The organism is Dokdonia sinensis (assembly GCF_003688895.1).
Taxonomy (GTDB): Bacteria; Bacteroidota; Bacteroidia; order Flavobacteriales; family Flavobacteriaceae; genus Dokdonia; species Dokdonia sinensis.
Genome location: NZ_REFV01000012.1, coordinates 33,210 through 50,823, shown reverse-complemented (window position 1 = coordinate 50,823; position 17,614 = coordinate 33,210). Strand labels below are relative to the sequence as shown.

General features: G+C 41.3%; 11 protein-coding genes and 1 tRNA gene. 1 reads left to right on the top strand and 11 read right to left on the bottom strand.

Annotated features, from left to right (window positions below; all coding sequences use genetic code 11):
• Positions 1-170: 170 nt before the first annotated feature.
• Entirely contained in the window at positions 171-3,347 is a 3,177-nt protein-coding gene (gene glpK / locus EAX61_RS12115) for a glycerol kinase GlpK (protein WP_121917966.1), read from the bottom strand.
• 246 nt (positions 3,348-3,593) lie between these two features.
• On the opposite strand from glpK, the gene EAX61_RS12110 reads away from it, so the two are divergent.
• Positions 3,594-3,668, top strand: a tRNA-Val gene (locus tag EAX61_RS12110).
• Between the two features lie 184 nt (positions 3,669-3,852).
• On the opposite strand, the gene EAX61_RS12105 is transcribed toward EAX61_RS12110, so the two are convergent.
• The 10 genes from EAX61_RS12105 to porU form a co-directional block, all read right to left on the bottom strand.
• Positions 3,853-5,310: a DUF389 domain-containing protein gene (locus EAX61_RS12105; RefSeq protein ID WP_121917965.1), complete on the bottom strand. Its 1,458-nt coding sequence runs from the start codon at positions 5,308-5,310 to the stop codon at positions 3,853-3,855.
• Positions 5,310-6,398, bottom strand: a complete 1,089-nt coding sequence (locus EAX61_RS12100; protein ID WP_121917964.1) for a mannose-1-phosphate guanylyltransferase — start codon at positions 6,396-6,398, stop codon at positions 5,310-5,312. Before EAX61_RS12100 ends, EAX61_RS12105 begins: the two co-directional genes overlap by 1 nt.
• Before the next feature lie 9 nt (positions 6,399-6,407).
• Complete coding sequence (locus EAX61_RS12095; RefSeq protein ID WP_121917963.1) at positions 6,408-7,004, bottom strand: SprT-like domain-containing protein; 597 nt, start codon at positions 7,002-7,004, stop codon at positions 6,408-6,410.
• A gap of 3 nt (positions 7,005-7,007) precedes the next feature.
• The gene (locus EAX61_RS12090) at positions 7,008-7,688 is read right to left on the bottom strand and encodes an SDR family NAD(P)-dependent oxidoreductase (protein ID WP_121918032.1); all 681 of its coding nucleotides are present in this window, start codon (positions 7,686-7,688) and stop codon (positions 7,008-7,010) included.
• Positions 7,689-7,709: 21 nt separating this feature from the next.
• Complete coding sequence (locus EAX61_RS12085; protein ID WP_121918031.1) at positions 7,710-8,768, bottom strand: M20/M25/M40 family metallo-hydrolase; 1,059 nt, start codon at positions 8,766-8,768, stop codon at positions 7,710-7,712.
• Between the two features lie 106 nt (positions 8,769-8,874).
• Complete coding sequence (locus EAX61_RS12080) at positions 8,875-10,590, bottom strand: pyruvate dehydrogenase complex dihydrolipoamide acetyltransferase (RefSeq protein ID WP_121917962.1); 1,716 nt, start codon at positions 10,588-10,590, stop codon at positions 8,875-8,877.
• Between the two features lie 3 nt (positions 10,591-10,593).
• A complete protein-coding gene (gene pdhA / locus EAX61_RS12075) occupies positions 10,594-11,592 on the bottom strand; it encodes a pyruvate dehydrogenase (acetyl-transferring) E1 component subunit alpha (protein WP_121917961.1) in 999 nt (332 codons plus the stop codon).
• Between the two features lie 322 nt (positions 11,593-11,914).
• Positions 11,915-12,397, bottom strand: coding sequence for a cytidine deaminase (locus EAX61_RS12070; RefSeq protein ID WP_121917960.1), 483 nt, complete (start codon positions 12,395-12,397; stop codon positions 11,915-11,917).
• Between the two features lie 79 nt (positions 12,398-12,476).
• Positions 12,477-13,667 (bottom strand): type IX secretion system outer membrane channel protein PorV, encoded by a 1,191-nt coding sequence (porV, locus tag EAX61_RS12065; protein WP_121917959.1) that lies wholly within the window; start codon positions 13,665-13,667, stop codon positions 12,477-12,479.
• Positions 13,668-13,715: 48 nt separating this feature from the next.
• On the bottom strand, positions 13,716-17,573 hold the full coding sequence (gene porU / locus EAX61_RS12060; protein WP_121917958.1) for a type IX secretion system sortase PorU: 3,858 nt from the start codon (positions 17,571-17,573) through the stop codon (positions 13,716-13,718).
• Positions 17,574-17,614: the final 41 nt, after the last annotated feature.

Here is a 17,614-nt window from a genome sequence, read left to right as displayed (position 1 = left end):
CCCTTCTGCTTGTATTTTTTATCTTCCTTTGGATTTTGGAAAACGTATTTTTTAATTTAATACCCGTAGGCTCTCATCGAGGTTGTTTATTCCGCTTTCGCGAAAGCGGGCATCCTATGAATTTCAGCTCGGAATTTTAAATTTTATTTCCTCTCGCCAAAGCGAAATAATTAAGCAAATTCCTCCTCATAATATTCACTCGCATCCTGCAATAGCATATCCAGATAGTTATTCTCTTTTATCACTCTCGCTTCATCCCACCCCAGATACTTTATCATATCCTCTTGAACCAGCAGTCTATACTGGTGTACGGAATGTATGTCAAAATACAGTCGGCCCGTACGTCTTACAAAAAAGTCTACCAGGGCATTGGTCATTTCGTGGTGTACGCTGTACCAGAGCTCTGCTCTTATGAGGCGTTCCTCTGGACTGTCATTTAGAAAGAAGTCCATTTTATCTATGATAGCATCGGCCTGTTTTCCGTAAGTAGTGGCGAGGTACCAGCCCTGATACTCGTTCTCAATGCCCAAATCTTTGAGCCGCTTTGTAATTTCTTTTTGATAGGCATCTACAGCTTTACTGTCTTTTAAAGGTTCTGATGTAAGCGGAATTTTCTCCGTGTACGATTTAACGAGATGCGCCTTTTTCTTGTCAGGAACATCTTTTAAAACACGGTCTATAACGCGCTGGGCCATCTTGCGGTATCCTGTGAGCTTCCCACCAGCGATAGAGATTAAGCCTGTTTTAGATTCAAAGATTTCATCTTTTCGGCTAAGCTCGCTGGGGTCTTTGCCATCTTCGTGTATGAGTGGTCGCAGTCCCGCCCAGTTGGACTCTATATCTTCAATTTTTAAATCTAGAGAGGGAAACATATTATTAGTAGCTTCGAGAAGATAGTTTGCATCTTCCTCTGTTGCCACAACTCGATTGAGATTGCCATTGTAATTTGTATCCGTAGTACCTACATAAACCGAACGTCCACGGGGTATGGCAAATATCATTCTCCCATCCGGCACATCAAAATAAACAGATTGTGTGAGCGGGAAACGCTCTTTTGAGAAAACAATGTGCACGCCTTTAGTTAAATGTAAATGCTTGTTGTTCATCGAGTGGTCCTTCTCTCTTAATAGGTCTACCCAAGGCCCTGCCGCACTCACATAATGTTGCGCCTTTAAAGTAAATGACTGCTGGTTGTTATGGTCAAAACATTTTAAATTTTTAATCTTACCATCATCATACGTAAAAGAACGCATCTCACAATAGTTAATGACCGTCGCCCCAAAACTCGCAGCCTTCTTTAATAGCTCTACTGTAAGTCTTGCATCGTCCGTGCGATACTCGGCATAATATCCTCCGCCTGTTAAGATTGCTTCATTGAGCAATGGTTCTCTTTGTGCGGTTTCTTCGGCGCTTAGCATCTTTCGTTTGTCGTCGCCTTCTACATTTGCCAGGAAATCATATACTTTTAGTCCTATGGCAGTCATCATTTTACCGTAAGTTCCTCCTTCTATTAAGGGGAGCAACATTTTTTCTGGAACCACAAGGTGCGGTGCAAGGGTGTGTACGATGGCTCGCTCGCTACCAGATTCTTTTACCAGTCCTATTTCCATTTGTTTTAGGTAGCGCAGACCTCCGTGTATGAGTTTGGTGGACTTATTACTCGTGCCTGAGGCAAAGTCATTTTTCTCGATAAGGCATACTTTCATTCCTCGGGAAGAAGCATCCAGCGCAATCCCTGCACCTGTAACTCCACCACCTATAACAATGAGGTCGTATTTCTCGCGGCTAGCTCGGGCGATTTGCGTCTGCCTATCGAGCACAGAAAAACGTATAGGGCCGTCTTCTTGTGTGCTCAACATTTGGTTTGTTGTGCTCTTCGTTCTGGCAACCGCATTTTTCCAGCCTGTATATTTTCTTGACCGCTCGTGTTCGGTGATTTTGGGTTCAAAGATGGTGTCTACTCTACGTATTTTTGCGATGTCTTTTTTATTCCATATTCCCGCTTGTATTCCAGCAAGAAATGCGGCGCCCAGGGCGGTTACCTCTAGCATTTTTGGGCGGTCTACTTCTACATTGAGAATGTCTGACTGGAATTGCATTAGATAATCGTTTGCCGTAGCACCGCCATCTACTTTTAACGCTTTCATTTGCTTACCACTATCCTCAATCATTGCATCTAGTACGTCACGGGTTTGATAAGCGAGTGCGTCTACCGTTGCTTTTATGATATCATTTTTTCCAGAATCGAGTGTGAGTCCATAAATTGCACCCTTTGCATCCATATCCCAGTAAGGGGCGCCCAGCCCAGCAAAAGCGGGTACCACATAAAGTCCATCTGACGATGGTGTGTTCTTACAGATTTCCTCTGTGTCGCTGGCTTTATCTATCACATTGAGTTTGTCCCGCAACCATTGTACAGAAGCTCCGCCCACAAAAATACTGCCCTCGAGTGCATACTTTACTTTACCATCTGGCAAGCTGGCGCATAAGGTAGTGAGCAACCCATTTTTTGAAGTAACGGGTTTTTTTCCAGTATTCATAAGTAAGAAACAACCCGTTCCGTAGGTGTTCTTTGCCATTCCCGATTTATAACCGCCTTGTCCAAAAAGGGATGCTTGCTGGTCTCCAGCAACTCCCGAAATGGGAATGTTGTGCTCATCTATTTCAACGGTTCCAAAGTCTGAAGCAGAGGTTTGCACTTGAGGCAACATAGACGCCGGAATATTGAGTGCCGTGAGCATTTTTTTGTCCCACTTCAATGTCTTTATATTGTACAACATCGTGCGCGATGCGTTGGAGTGGTCTGTGGCGTGTACTTTTCCGTTAGTAAATTTCCAGATGAGCCAGGTGTCAATGGTTCCGAAGAGGAGTTCTCCTTTTTCCGCTTTGGCGAAAGCGCCCTCAACATTATCGAGAATCCACTTCACTTTTGTCCCCGAAAAATAACTGTCTATGATGAGTCCGGTATTTTCTTTTACGTATTCTTCAAGATCTTGCGACTTGAGATTCTCGCAGATGCCCTTCGTACGTTTATCCAGCCAAACGATGGCATTATAAATGGGTTTTCCAGTAGTCTTATCCCAAACTACGGTTGTCTCTCGCTGGTTAGTAATTCCAATCCCAGCAATATCTTCCATAGCAATGTCTGAGGTGTGTACCACCTCTTCAAAAACTTCGTTTTGAGCTTGAAATATCTCCTCGGGGTCGTGTTCTACCCATCCTGATTTAGGGTAATGCTGGGTAAGCTCTTTTTGGGCAATCTTGCAGATGTTTCCTTTGTTGTCAAAAATTATGGCGCGGGTGCTGGTCGTGCCTTGGTCAAATGCAATGATGTATTTCTTGGACATAGTTGTGGAGTCATTTTTTTGCGAAAGCTAAAGTTAACGATTTCTCATTCTCTATGCCCATTTTAATGCAAGCGAATACAAATGAAATTTGAAGTGTGTAGAAAAGATTAAGCGTAGGTGAAAACTGTAGCTAATTCATTTTGAGTACCGTTGATTACTCAAGAACAAATGTGAGTCTTGGACTTAGAAAAAATAAATAATTTTGTTTCTTGAGCTACACCTTTATGTATATTTACACTTGTAAAAGGGTGGTTAGCTCAGTTGGTTTAGAGCGTTGCATTGACATTGCAGAGGTCGCTGGTTCGAATCCAGTACTACCCACTTTTCTAGTAGGCAGTTCTCAGTTGTAGGAAGCGGTAAGGATTTTGCTTGCTCGTGAAGACTGGTTTTGAGCATAGTAAATTGAGTAATGGTTTTTACTCAAAAAAGCTAAACTTTAGCTCCCAGCTCCCAGCTCCCAGCTCCCAGCTCCCAGCTCCCAGCTCCCAGCTCCCAGCTCCCAGCTTTAATTCCCCTCTACAACGATTGTATCTAGCTTAAATCTTGCTTTTAGCCATTCACTCATCTTACCTTCTTGCCGAAGTCGCTTTGCTTTAGGGATAGAATCTGCCCATTGTAGTTTTATGTAGGTAAGCGTATCTGCTTCTGTAGAAAAATCTGATGTTATTAAGGTGGAGTAGCCAAAACGTTGGAGTCCATCATAATTAATCTTTGCTTCATTTCCTACAGACTGGAAAGGTATTGCTGAGGCTCGTAATTTTGTAAGTTGTTCTTCTAGGAGTAGAATTTGAGCATCTTTGGATGTCATTGCTTCTTGATTTTTTACATAAAGGTCTTCTAAAATTCCCGAGCGGACTTCAGTGCTTAGTTTTGCGGCTAACTCACCGCTTTGATCTGCTCCTTGATGTACTACTAGATTGCATTGTTCTAGGCCTTCTTTTTCTTGAAGTTGCCTTTGCCAGTTGCTTATAACATTTTGAGGAACCAGATTTCCTATCAGATAGACATCGATTCTCTTAGTCTCAGGATTTTTTACTTCTTTTACAACTTCAGTACCTTCATATTTAATTGTGTTTGATACGAAATCTTGCGCCTTAGTTATAAAAATCTGTTTTTGCAACAAGTTTACAAAGAGGATGATAGATGGTGCCAGTACAAATATGGCTACAAGCGTAGCGATTGCCGTGACCCTCTTACGCTTTTTCTGGTTCGCATATTTGACTAATGGGAAACGGAGTAATTTTGCCACTACAAAAGTTGCAAGTGCTATAAAAACGGCATTTATAAAAAACAAATAAGCTGCTCCTCCTGCATATTCTAAGTTTCCGATAGCTAGTCCATAGCCCACAGTACATAAAGGTGGCATAAGAGCTGTCGCGATCGCAACTCCAAAAATAACACTAGCAATAGTTCCTGATTTAGTTTTTGCAACAATCAATGCAAGTCCACCAAATATAGCTACTAAAACATCGAGAATGGTCGGGTACGTTCTGGATAGAAGCTCTGGTGTTTCTTCTTTAAGCGGACTGATCCAAAAATATAATGTCGCAGTAAGGACACTAAGAACGATCATTACAGCGAGATTAAGGAAGGATCGTTTCATCATCGTGCCGTCGTTTATGGCGACAGATAATCCTATGCCTACAATAGGTCCCATAAGTGGGGAGATAAGCATTGCCCCAATAACGACCGCAGTACTGCTTACATTAAGTCCGATACTTGCTATAAATATTGAAAAAATAAGAATCCACGAGGTATGTCCTTTAAAAGGAATATCCTTGCGCACTGCTTCTATGGTTGCATTACGGTCTGTGTCATCCCTTATGTCTAAGAGATCGTGAATGAACTTTTTTATGTTCTGCCAGAGTCCTTGCGCGTTATTATGAATCTGCGTGTCATCTGAGGGCATAAGCTCGGACTTTCTAGGGTCTGGATTTGCTCCTATATTATCTTTATTTTCCATTAGCCTAGGTGGTTGCCGTATTTTGCTTGAACGGCGTTTCGTATTTCCTTAATTTCTTGTTCTTTACTTTTAGGCATTATAAGCAAAATATTATCCTCTTCAACAATGATATAGTCTTTAATCCCATCGAGCACGACGATTTTCTTATTTGTAGTGCGCACGATATTTCCTGTCGCACCTTCTGTATGCAATAGCGCGTTTACTACAGCATTATTCTCAGAACTCTTGTCCAGTTTTTCATACAGAGAACCCCAGGTACCTAGGTCATTCCAGTCAAAGGTTGCTGGAACTACTTTAACGTTTTCGTGCTTTTCCATAATCCCATAATCGATACTGATATTTTCGGCGCGTGGGTAGTGGTTATTAATAAAAGCTTGTTCTTCTGGTGTATTGTAAACTACCATTCCTTGATCAAAAAGACTGAACATATCTGGTAAATGCGATTTAAAACCATCTAACACCGTTTTTACACTCCAAATAAACATTCCGGCATTCCATAAATATTCTCCACTAGAGATAAAGTCTTTTGCAGTTGTGTAATCTGGTTTTTCTGTAAATCTTTTTACTGTTTTCGCAAAAGCGCTATCATCCTTATCATAATTTATATACCCATATCCTGTATTTGGAAACGTAGGTTGAATTCCTAAAGTGGCGATCACATTGTCGTTCTGTGCGCTATCAAAGGCTTTCTGAAGATCACTTACAAAAGCATTCTCATTTTCAATCCAGGCATCGCTGGGCGCAACGATCATTACTGCGTCAGGATTCTCCTTTTTTACCTTAAGCGCCGAGAGCAATATGCAAGGTGCTGTATTGCGCATCGCGGGTTCTAGGACGATATTTTTTTGAGCTATTTGAGGAAGTTGTTCTTTTACAAGATCGTTATAGCGGGTGTTTGTGAGAACTAATATTTGATCCTTAGGAACAATCTTTGCTAACCGCTGAAATGTTTTTTGAAGAAGCGTATCACCCGTTCCTAACATATCGTGAAACTGCTTAGGGAAATTTGCAGTGCTCACTGGCCAAAACCGTGACCCAACGCCGCCTGCCATAAGCAAAGCGTAATAATTTTCATTTTTTGCACTCATTGTATCTAATTAGTCCAGTTGCTCGACCTCCGCATTGGGTTGGAATATATAAACTTTTCCAGTAGCTATCTCTACACATTCATACCGCTTTCTACGTTTATTTCCTTTTTTAAAAATCTTACCATTAGGAATACGAAAGGTTGTACCTAGAGGCAATTCAAAGATATAATTTTTATCATTGGGGGGATCGTACTTTTTAAGAGCTACCGCTAGTGATGCATCTGTATCACTACTTGCTTTTGGATTTTTAAAATGCCTTGCAAGATAGGGTAGGAGGTCCATAGGGAAAACCTCAGGTCTTATAAACGGTATCATTAGATGCTGGAACGTAATTTTCCATTCTTTGCCGTGCGGCTTTATAAAACGCCCATACTTCTCAAAGGCAACCAGATGGGCAATCTCGTGTATGAGTGTTACCAGAAATCGATATTTGTTGAGGCTTACGTTTACTGTAATCTGGTGCTGCCCGTTGGGCATCCTACGATAATCTCCGTGACGAGTAAGTCGCTCATTTACAATTTTAAGTGCAACAGCATTTGCTTTTATAAGTTCAAAAACTGGTGCCGCTGCTTGTTCTGGGATGTATTTTTTAAGGACATCAACCATAGTTTACGGGGTGCTCGCCGAGACTTGTAAAACCTTTCCGTTGTAAAACTGGTTACCCGAAAGTGCAAAATTAAAGATGTAGTCTGCCATTTCTCTTGCATTGAGAGGTGCTTTGTATCCGGGGAAGGCTTCTTCAAGCATTTCTGTTTGAACTGCGCCTAGTGCAAGAACATTAAATGCAATATGCTGCTCTTTATACTCTTCGGCTAAGAGTTCGTTTAGCGTGATTACTGCTCCTTTACTACTACTATATGCTGCAAGCCCTGGGAATTTCATACTGCCTTGAATACCGCCCATACTGGAGATTGTGACTACGTGAGCGCCAGATTTCATATAAGGTACTACGGTTCTGGTAAGCTCTGCAACGCCAAAAACATTAACATTGTAAACGGCTTCAAAATCGGCGATGGAGGTTTCTGCAAAAGGTTTGTTTAAAAGAGCTCCGGCATTGTTTATCAATATGTCTACACCTTCCCAATCACTCTCAATAAAATCAATCACTTTTTGAAAGTGTGCAACGTCAGTTATATCAAAAGGGAAAGCAGTAAGGTTAGGTAGATTAAGGTTTGCGCAAGGGGTATGCTTTCGCGAAAGCGCAAGTACCTGGTGCCCCTCTGCCGCAAATTGCTTTGCAAGTTCAAAACCTATGCCTCTGCTAGTTCCTGTAATAATAATGCGCTTCATTGCTTTCTCCATGTTTAAGACTTACTCATTCATTTTTATCTCCTTCTTAGGAGTATTTGCCATCTTAGCGATTCCTGGGACAACTTTATTTATTACAGTTTGCATAAAAACGTAATCCATCTCGCTTGCCTCGTCGTCTACGTGATGATAATAGTCATAATTTGTAAAATCAAAACTAGAGATTGTTTGTGCGGGTATTTTAAATTGAGTGTAAAACGGGTAGTTGTCACTACGCTTAAAAAGGTTGAACTCCTTTGCTTTAGGTAGGAAACCAATCACCTTTTCGTCTGCGTATTCATTGAACTTTTCTGCAAGATTTGAAAGATCGTAACCAGAGCAGTATACGAGATGGTCTTTTCCTATCATCGGCACGCCTATCATTTCTATATTGAACATTACATAAGGTTTTGCGCCTTGTGCTTTCATTTTTCTAGCAAGATCTGCCGAACCTTTTAAACCTTTTTCTTCGGCTGAGAAAAGTGCAAATACTAAGGTCCGTTTGTTGTTCTTTGCTTTTGCAAAGTGGTCTGCTATTGCAAGTACTGCGGTCGTTCCAGCTGCATTATCATTTGCTCCGTTTGCGATGTTGTCACCATTTACAGCTTTTGCATTATTCCCAATGTGGTCATAATGAGCTCCTATAATGACAAGTTCATTTTTGAGCCTAGGGTCTGTTCCCTCAATCATGCCAACAATATTGAACGCCTCTTGTTCATTTACCTCGAAAATACTTCTGTAGTTGTCTTTAAAATAGGGTTTTATGTTGCTGCGCGTAAATCTACCTTCGATATATTTTGCAGCTTTTTGGATTCCTGGACTTCCTGTATCTCGTCCTCCTAAGTCGTCCGAGGCTAAAAACTCCATTGTTTTTCTAACCGAAGTCGTTTTGCTAGAACCCAATATTCCTGGGGCTGGCGTAAGTTCCTTTTGCTCCGTTTTAGTAATCCCTGATGATTCTGTAGCAGTTGTAGATTGAGTTGTTATAGGCTGTCCAGCGTTGTCTTCATTTACCGAGATTAATTGACCGGAACCACAAGAGACTAGAGTGGATATACCTAAAATTGCAATTATTTTTTTCATAAAAGTAAAGATATGGAAAAGCCATAAGAGCCGTATGTCAGATTCCATTTAAACTAAAAAATCCCACCTGTAAAGATGGGATTTAATCTAGTATCTCGCGCCTGAACTAAGCTAGCATAAGTACAGGATTCTCTATATACATCTTAAGTGTTTGTAGGAACTGTGCTCCAGTCGCTCCGTCTACCGTACGGTGATCGCAGGCGAGTGTGAGCTTCATGGTATGTCCTACGGTAAGTTTTCCATCCTTTACAACAGGCTTCTCTACAATCGCTCCTACAGAAAGGATTGCCGAGTTGGGTTGATTAATTATTGAAGTAAAATCTGTGATTCCGAACATTCCAAGATTAGAAATAGTAAAGGTAGATCCTTCCATTTCTTTTTGCTTCAATTTTTTATCTCGCGCTTTTCCGGCCAGTTCTTTTACTTCTACATTTATCTGTTGTAGATTTTTTTCGTTTGCAAACTCTACGACTGGAACTACTAATCCATCTGGTACAGCCACAGCTACACCGATGTGTACGTGATGGTTTAAACGCATTTTATCGTCAAACCATTGCGAGTTTACTTGAGGATGCTGTTTTAGAGCGATGGCTGTTGCCTTAATAATCATATCGTTGTAGGACACCTTAGTATCTGGCAACTGATTAAATTGAGAGCGGAACGCCATCATATTCTCCATATTGAACTCTACGTTCAAGTAGTAATGCGGCGCTGTAAATTTAGATTTTCCAAGACCGCGAGCGATAGCCTTACGCATTTGAGAATTTTCAATCTCTTCAAAGCTTTCTTCGCCTGTCGCAACAAACTGCTGTACAGATGCTCCCGAACCTCCCGTAGAAGGTGTGAAATTCTCAATATCACTTTTTACAATGCGTCCATTTTCTCCTGAACCTTTAACCTGTGACAGGTTAATACCTTTCTCTTCGGCGATTTTCTTTGCTAGGGGAGAGGCAAATATGCGTCCTCCGTTAGAACTCGAACTCGAACTTGAAGATGAGCTTTTGCTCTCTTTCTTTGTGTCAACTTTTGGAGCGTCTTGGCTTTCGTCTTTTGCTGGCTTTGAAGCTTTTTCTTCTGTCTTTTTTTCTTCTTTCTTTGGAGCTTCTTTTTTAGCTTTACTTCCGCCAGCCTTGACAATACCAGAAACATCTGTTCCCGCTGGGCCTATGATGGCTAGAAGGTTGTCCACTTTTGCAGTTTCACCTTCTTGTATTCCTATGTGAAGTAACGTACCTCCATAGAAAGATTCAAACTCCATTGTGGCTTTGTCGGTCTCGATTTCTGCAAGGATGTCTCCTTCGGCAACTTCGTCCCCTTCTTTTTTGAGCCAAGCTGCAACCGTTCCTTCTTCCATCGTGTCAGAAAGTCGAGGCATATTTATGACTTCGACTCCATCAGGTAAATCTCCTCCAGAATTATCAGAGTCATCACTTTTCTCTTCTTCAGTGTCATCATTGTCAGAAGATTCATCTTCTGACTGTTCTTTTTCTGAATCCTTATTTTGGGATGATTCTTTAGTGCCGTTTTCTTTCGCGGAAGCGGCATCATCATCCCCACCCTCTAGCAATGCAGATATATCTTCCCCTTCCTCACCTATGATGGCAAGTAAGGTATCTACCTTTGCTGTTTTTCCTTCTTCTATACCGATATGTAAGAGCACACCTTCATTAAAGGATTCAAACTCCATCGTGGCTTTGTCAGTCTCAATCTCTGCAAGGATATCTCCTTCCTCCACTTTGTCGCCCACTTTTTTAAGCCAAGTTGCAACTGTTCCTTCTTCCATCGTGTCGCTTAATCGCGGCATATTGATTACTTCTGCCATAGCTTACAATTTATGAGATAAAAATGGATAATCTTCTTGCTCGTATACTACATCGTACATCACACTCTTATCTGGATACGGGCTTTCGTCTGCAAATTTCTCACACTCGGCCACGCGCTCTTTTACGCGCTTGTCTATAATCTTAATTTCTTTTTCGGTAGCATATTTCTTTTCAAGTAAGATGTCTTTTACCTGAACGATAGGGTCTATTTTTTGATACTCTGCAACTTCATCTTTGGTACGGTAATGTTGTGCATCAGACATAGAGTGACCTCTGTATCTATACGTTTTAAGTTCGAGGAAAGTTGGTCCATCACCGCGACGTGCACGGTCTATGGCTTCGTCCATAGCCTCTGCAACTGCCACAGGGTTCATGGCATCTACAGGACCACAAGGCATCTCATAACCAAGTCCCAATTTCCAGATATCTTCGTGGTTTGCCGTGCGCTTTACAGAAGTACCCATAGCATATCCATTGTTTTCTACACAGAAAACAACTGGTAATTTCCAGAGCATTGCCATATTAAATGTCTCGTGCAAGGAACCTTGACGTGCCGCGCCGTCTCCAAAGAAACAAAGCGTTACCGCTTCACGCTTATGATACTTATCGCCAAAAGCCATTCCAGCTCCTAAAGGGATCTGACCTCCTACGATACCGTGACCTCCGTAAAAGCCCTTTTCCTTAGAGAAAATATGCATCGATCCGCCCAGCCCTTGCGATGTTCCAGTTGCTTTTCCAAACAACTCTGCCATCACGCGCTTAGGGTCTACACCCATCCCTATGGGTTGGACGTGATTACGGTATGCAGTAATCATTTTGTCCTTAGACAGGTCCATAACGTGGAGTGCCCCAGCGAGAATAGCTTCCTGACCGTTATAAAGGTGCAGGAACCCACGTACTTTTTGTTGAATATATACTTGTGCGAGCTTGTCTTCAAACTTGCGCCAGAAGAGCATTTCTTCGTACCAATTGAGGTAAGTTTCTTTAGTTACTTTCTTCATCTAAATAGCGTATAAATGCCACCCAGTTTTAGGCGGATAACAAAAATACCATTTCAAAACCATACATTAAAATCCAATGTGTGGAAAAGTTACGAAAACGAGGTAGTTTAAGAATTAGTTGAGAATACGCTTTCGCGAAAGCGTACATATACCATAGAGACAAGTTGCTTAGTCATCATTGCCGAAAGCTAATGCACTCCAAACTTGTGCGGTAGCGATATTTTTAATTGATCCTTAGTGTAGAAAGAATAATGATAATGCCTTGTTTTTTAAGAATTATGTAATGTTCTTAGACTTTATAACTTCTTTTATTTTTTAAAGCTTATAGATATTTAGAAGTAAATAGGAGTGGAAGCAGATTTTCCAAAGATTCACTTTTTAGAACCTCGCCACTTTCTCCCATAAAGTAAAGTGGGATAGGAGACCTTTGCTTGATTTCATATTCTGCTATGGCTTGACGACAGGCACCGCAGGGAGGGATGGGTGTCGTGGTGAGCTTGTCCTTAGCCCGTGCTGTAATGGCAATGGCTTTTATATGTGCTTTAGGGTAGGTTGCTCCTGCATAGTAAATGGCCGTGCGCTCTGCGCATAATCCCGATGGGTAAGAGGCATTTTCTTGATTGCTTCCAGCAATGGTTTCTCCATTATCTAAGAGCAAGGCTGCTCCTACAAAGAAATCGGAATATGGAGCATAAGCCTTTTCTCGCGCAACAATAGCGGCTTCCATTAAAGAAAAAATCGCTTCTGGAAGTTCCTCCATAGTGGGGAAAACGTCCAGAAACGATTCTATTTTTATTTTTCTCATCTTTAGTTTCTGCAAAGGCAGAAATCTTTTTTTGCTTTCTTGCCGGCCGGACAGGCGGGCGCGAAAGCGTATTTAAATCCTAGTACTCATCATACTCGTCTCCAAAGTAGAACGTAATTCCAAAACGAAGCGTGTTCTCAAGTGGACTTCTTACCGCACCAGTTGAGAATAGATAAGAAACATCGATGTCAATTGAGCTATACTCAAAACCTAATCCCAAAGTAGCAAATTTACGTGCTCCTTTAATATCACTTTCGTTAAAATACCCTGTTCTCAAAGAGAAAACGTCGTTGTATGTATATTCCACACCTAATGAATAGGTAAATTCTTTTAACTCTTCGCTAAAACCATCTGGTGCATCACCAAAGGATTGGAATATTCCTGAAAAGAAACTCACATCGTCATCTTGACCTGCGATTATCATACCGTCATTATCCTCACCATTCCCATTTAGGTCACCAGTAAATCCCTGCTGACCCTCACGACGTGGAGGAGTAGGCACTAAAAGTTTATTAAATTCAAGACCAACAGCTATTTTATTATATGAATCCAAGATGAAATCAAAACCTCCACCTAGTCTCATATTTGTAGGAATAAAGTTTTCTTGACCGGCGTCGTCATATTTGATTTTAGGGCCGATATTGGAAAAATTGAAACCAGCTCTCCATCTTCCGTCAAAGTTGTCATATAAGATTTCTTCTGACTGATAGTACCCAGCTATATCAATACCAAATGAACCTGACCCGCTTGAGTCTCCATCTACTCCAGGGATCCTAAGGTTACTGTTTAGGTAGCGCCCAGCAACGGCCATCGAGAAACGATCGCTCAATTTTAAGGCATAGGAAACATCAAAGGTGAATTCGTTAGGATTTACAAGTAGTGGGTCTTGTATCGCGTCTTCTCTAAGTTCTATCTCTCCAAGACTAAAGTATTTTAAACTTGCCCCAAAAGCACTTCGTTCGTTTATACGATTAAAATAAGTGAGATTCCCTAGAAAAATATCATTTACCAGTTGGCTCAAATATGGTGTGTAGTTTACCCCAACACCTTGCTTCTCTGTAGAGAATGCATATTTTGCAGGGTTCCATTGCTGAGAATAAGCATCTGGGCTTGTTGCCACTCCTTGCTCTCCCATTCCCGATGCTCTTGCATCTGCAGAGATAAGTACAAACGGAACTGCGGTAGTTATTGTATTTGGTTGGTCTTGCGCTTTAGATTGTTGACTAAATAGCATAAATGCCCCCAAGCATACTAATAGAACTTTTTTCATATGACGATTGAATTTCGGCAAATATAGCCTTTTAATTTTTTTTGAGAATTACAGGATAACAAGCTTTTCAAATTTTTCCACCTGCTTGTTTGTTAACGTAGATTTTACAGAAAGCTTGTACACATACACGCCTTTTCCTATGGCTTGCCCAAAATCGTCTAATCCATCCCAAACAATGTCTCGAGATAGAAAGCCGTCATTAGTAACTACTTGGTTTATGGTTTTAACCACTTTACCGCTCACTGTAAAAATTTGAACCTGAACATCTAATGGCTCGAAGGGTCTGTTGTGGTTAAACCAGAATTCTGTGTAATTTACAAATGGATTAGGGTAGTTGAGAACATTCTTGAGCTCTAATTCTTGATTGTCTATAACAATAAATTGGAGCTCTGCGGTAGATGAATTGTTGTACACATCCCAGGCTTTAAATGTTAAGGTGTGCGGTCCGGGTTCTAGGTCCCTTATTTTTCTTTTTGCGGTTCCTCGCATAAAGTCATCTACTTCAGTCTCATAAAAGTCGTTCATTACGATTGGGTTGGTTTCATCTCCATCAATTATGGCAACTATATCGTGGCCTATACCGCTAGCAGTATTAATTCCGTTTTCGTCTTCCAGCTTAGCAAGTATAAAGGGAGAATCATTTGTAATACCTCCGTTTACAAAACCTTCATCGTTCATAAACAAGCGAATTTTAGGTCCAAGATTATCCACGGGGGCATCCTCATTAAGTCCCCCTATAATAATATCTGTGTTTACACCGGTTTGATTTTCTAAAATACTCTCTCTCTCTGCGTAAAAGCTTATGCGTCCTTCTCCTAGTGGTATAGAAGTGTCTCTAGGCATTATGAACTCTGTTTCAAAAATTCCGTTCTCTACCGAAGCTTGACCACGATATAAGATGTTACCTAGGGTTTTAAAATCTAGAATTAAGAGTTCTCCATCTCCGTTTCTCGTGCCATCATTTCCTAATGTTTGCCTGTCAATTTCCTTGTCGTATAGAGTGACTGCAATTTTACCGTTATAAGATGTTAGTGGTTGTCCTGACTGGGTAGTAACCACTCCATTGAGTTTTATTTTGTCTAAAGCTCTTAGGTTAGGGAGTGTAGATCCTACTGGAATATCATTTAATGCGGTAAGCCTAATATCTTGTTTGGGAAATGCGAGTTTCATCGCAGGGTCGCCTAGAAAAAATATTACGCGACGTAGTGGATCTGAAATTTCATTTTTTGACTCGCGTAGATTTTCTGCGACGCTTTTTATGGTATTTGTGCCAAAGGAGAATAACTTTTCAGCCAGTACGTCATTAAACCGAACTCCTAGCCTTACACTTATTTCTCTAGTAGTCGCAACTAATGCGACAGCACCACCATCGGGATTCCAAATAAATTGTTCTCCACCAGTTTCTCTGAGAGGATTGTCAAATTTTGTAAACTCACAAGTTACAGTTACCAATAAGGGTAATCTATTGCCGTTATCTAATCTCTTGACTTCGTTTTGAGTCACAATAGCCTCAGCCGCTAGGAGGTCTTCTCCCCCGTGACCTAGATATGTTACTACTAAAGCACCTACCTCAATAGCGTTTGCGATAGCATCGTTTACTTGAGGATAGCGATCTCCACCAGAAGATGAAACCTGTTGAAAGGCATCACTATGAATTTTAATAACATTCACAAAAGGTTTCTCACTTGATATGCGATCACCTAAGCGGTCAAGATTTCCTTCTAAAGCATTAAACTCAAACTCCTCGTCTACGTCATCTGAAATAAGTACAAAATTATTCCTCCATCTCCCAAAGGAGTCTCGAGTGTCATATTCTAAAATTTTATCTACAACAACACGCGCTCGTTCTGGAGAATCTGCAACAATTCTTCCTACGGCAAGATCAAGTTTGTCTGAACCACCACTCTGGTTATTTTCAAGGTGTGGTACTTGTTGGGAGTCCTCTATGTATCCTTCCTCCGGGTCGAGTGAGCCAAAATAATCATCACTCATAAAAGAGCTCACGAGATTGAAACTTCTCCAAGTCTGAAAAGTGGGTACGAAGTTCGTGTTGTTGGGCAGTCTATTTTTATAATCCACAGAAGCATCGCCAAAAAGGCAAACGTACTGCAATCGTCTAGACTGTGAAGAAGCATTTTCATATACATAGCGTACAAAGTTGCGTATCGCACCTATATCTTGCTTGCCGCCTCCGAACTCCTCATAAATATCACTAAGTCTGACAGTTTTTACGTTTAATCCTCTAAAATCTCTGTTATGTTGGGCAAGGCGAGAAGCTTGTGAGAAAAGCTCATCTCCAGTGATCATCAGGTAATCTACATCCTGAAAATTTCCATTACCATCGCTTAGGGTGTTCCCCTTTAAGTCCTGATTAGGAACTCTGGTATTGCCACTCTCGCGTCTTGGTACTAGGAAATTTGAATTATGAACGGCTACATAGTCTCTTCTGGTTCCTTGCGTTGCTTTAAAGCGTATTTCACCTTGATTATCAATGTTCTCGATGATTCTTACATCGTCTTTAAGTGTTACATCCCATATCTCACTGTAAGCGCTGGCGTTTGAGAAAGCAAACTCAGCAATACCACTTGATGTTGCGGTACTGTTTTTTGTGAAATTTATAGGTCCATCTGTTCCCGTTAAACTGCGTGGGATGTCTAAGCTTATAAAATCCAGATAACCTTGACTCGCAGGATTTCCCCCATTATTGTATGTGAGGGTCACTGCTATTTCTTCGGTGGTTATAGGGACATCTACTTCAAGCTCTTGCGAGCGAGCAAAAGTCTCTCCACTTATACCTGGGATACTTACATTGCCTACAATGTTTCCATTTACAGCCACGTCAAAGGAAGTGTTGCTTTCTGAGGTAGATGCTACAACAACTCGTAATTTGGCAGGGATATTTCCTACTGGATTGGGCGCTGTAAATTCAAAAGTTTGCTCATTTTCAAACCCAAAACGTTCTCCCATCCATCGTCTTCCTATCTGAACTAAAGTGGTGAGGTCTTCCTCGTGAAACTGCAAATCGTCAAAGGTTGTAAACGTTGTCGTCGCCGGGGCAGAGGGTTGTTCCATCGGGAGTACACGTTTTCCGTTGCCAGGACTTACGGTGACATAATAATAGGAGCGGTCTGCATACGGGTTTACAAACGTGTCCATATCAGGTATGTATCCTTTAGTGCTTGTGCCGTAAAAAAGAATGTAATCGTTGTTGTCAAAACTCCCGTCTTCTCCGCCCACCACACGTATGGCAATCTCGCCTAGATCAAATTCTGTATTGTCGCTATTGCGAAAGGGGAGTGGAGCACCTCCTAGCCCGAAAACCTTAATCTCAGCAGGGTTGATGTTATTTGTGTTCATTCCTAGACTTTGAAGAAAACTTCGGTTAATGCGGTGAACTCCCGTTTCTTCGATAAAAAATTTATAAACATCATTGCTGGCAAGTACAGAATTTGTAATGGCCATTCTTGAGGTGGCGGGTTGCGCTTTCGCGAAAGCGTACTCTACATCAAAACCCATCACACGTTGCAACCTGCCGTCCTTTTTAATAATGGGGTTCATAGAAAGCACGGTGTATATAATATCCCGTCCTTTTCTAGAGTTCAAAGAAAATTCTAGCGCCGAAGGAACAGCAACATCCTTAAGCTGTGCTAACAGTTTTGCGGGAACATCGCTGTAACTCACGTTTGTAAGCCTGGCGGTCCCAGGATTTACTTTATTTACGTCTTTCCATTGCTGGGCATAGGTCCAGTTTCCTTCTGGGTTTACCGATAGGTTTTCGGAGCTCAGCGCTTTATCCGGCGTTGTTTTTGTAAGGTTCTGATCTGCCCAAATAATATCGATGTGCCGCTGTTGCCCGTAGGTAACAATGCTAATAAATAGTAGAAAAATTATGTAGAATATTCTCATCTTAGGAAATAACGGGCAAGCGTGATGATTAGTATGAAATT

Bases quoted from the DNA above. Each gene is read 5' to 3' on its own strand.
- glpK (WP_121917966.1), bottom strand. From the start codon at position 3,347: ATGTCCAAGAAATACATCATTGCATTTGACCAAGGCACGACCAGCACC.
- EAX61_RS12105 (WP_121917965.1), bottom strand. From the start codon at position 5,310: ATGGAAAATAAAGATAATATAGGAGCAAATCCAGACCCTAGAAAGTCC.
- EAX61_RS12100 (WP_121917964.1), bottom strand. From the start codon at position 6,398: ATGAGTGCAAAAAATGAAAATTATTACGCTTTGCTTATGGCAGGCGGC.
- EAX61_RS12095 (WP_121917963.1), bottom strand. From the start codon at position 7,004: ATGGTTGATGTCCTTAAAAAATACATCCCAGAACAAGCAGCGGCACCA.
- EAX61_RS12090 (WP_121918032.1), bottom strand. From the start codon at position 7,688: ATGAAGCGCATTATTATTACAGGAACTAGCAGAGGCATAGGTTTTGAA.
- EAX61_RS12085 (WP_121918031.1), bottom strand. From the start codon at position 8,768: ATGAAAAAAATAATTGCAATTTTAGGTATATCCACTCTAGTCTCTTGT.
- EAX61_RS12080 (WP_121917962.1), bottom strand. From the start codon at position 10,590: ATGGCAGAAGTAATCAATATGCCGCGATTAAGCGACACGATGGAAGAA.
- pdhA (WP_121917961.1), bottom strand. From the start codon at position 11,592: ATGAAGAAAGTAACTAAAGAAACTTACCTCAATTGGTACGAAGAAATG.
- EAX61_RS12070 (WP_121917960.1), bottom strand. From the start codon at position 12,397: ATGAGAAAAATAAAAATAGAATCGTTTCTGGACGTTTTCCCCACTATG.
- porV (WP_121917959.1), bottom strand. From the start codon at position 13,667: ATGAAAAAAGTTCTATTAGTATGCTTGGGGGCATTTATGCTATTTAGT.
- porU (WP_121917958.1), bottom strand. From the start codon at position 17,573: ATGAGAATATTCTACATAATTTTTCTACTATTTATTAGCATTGTTACC.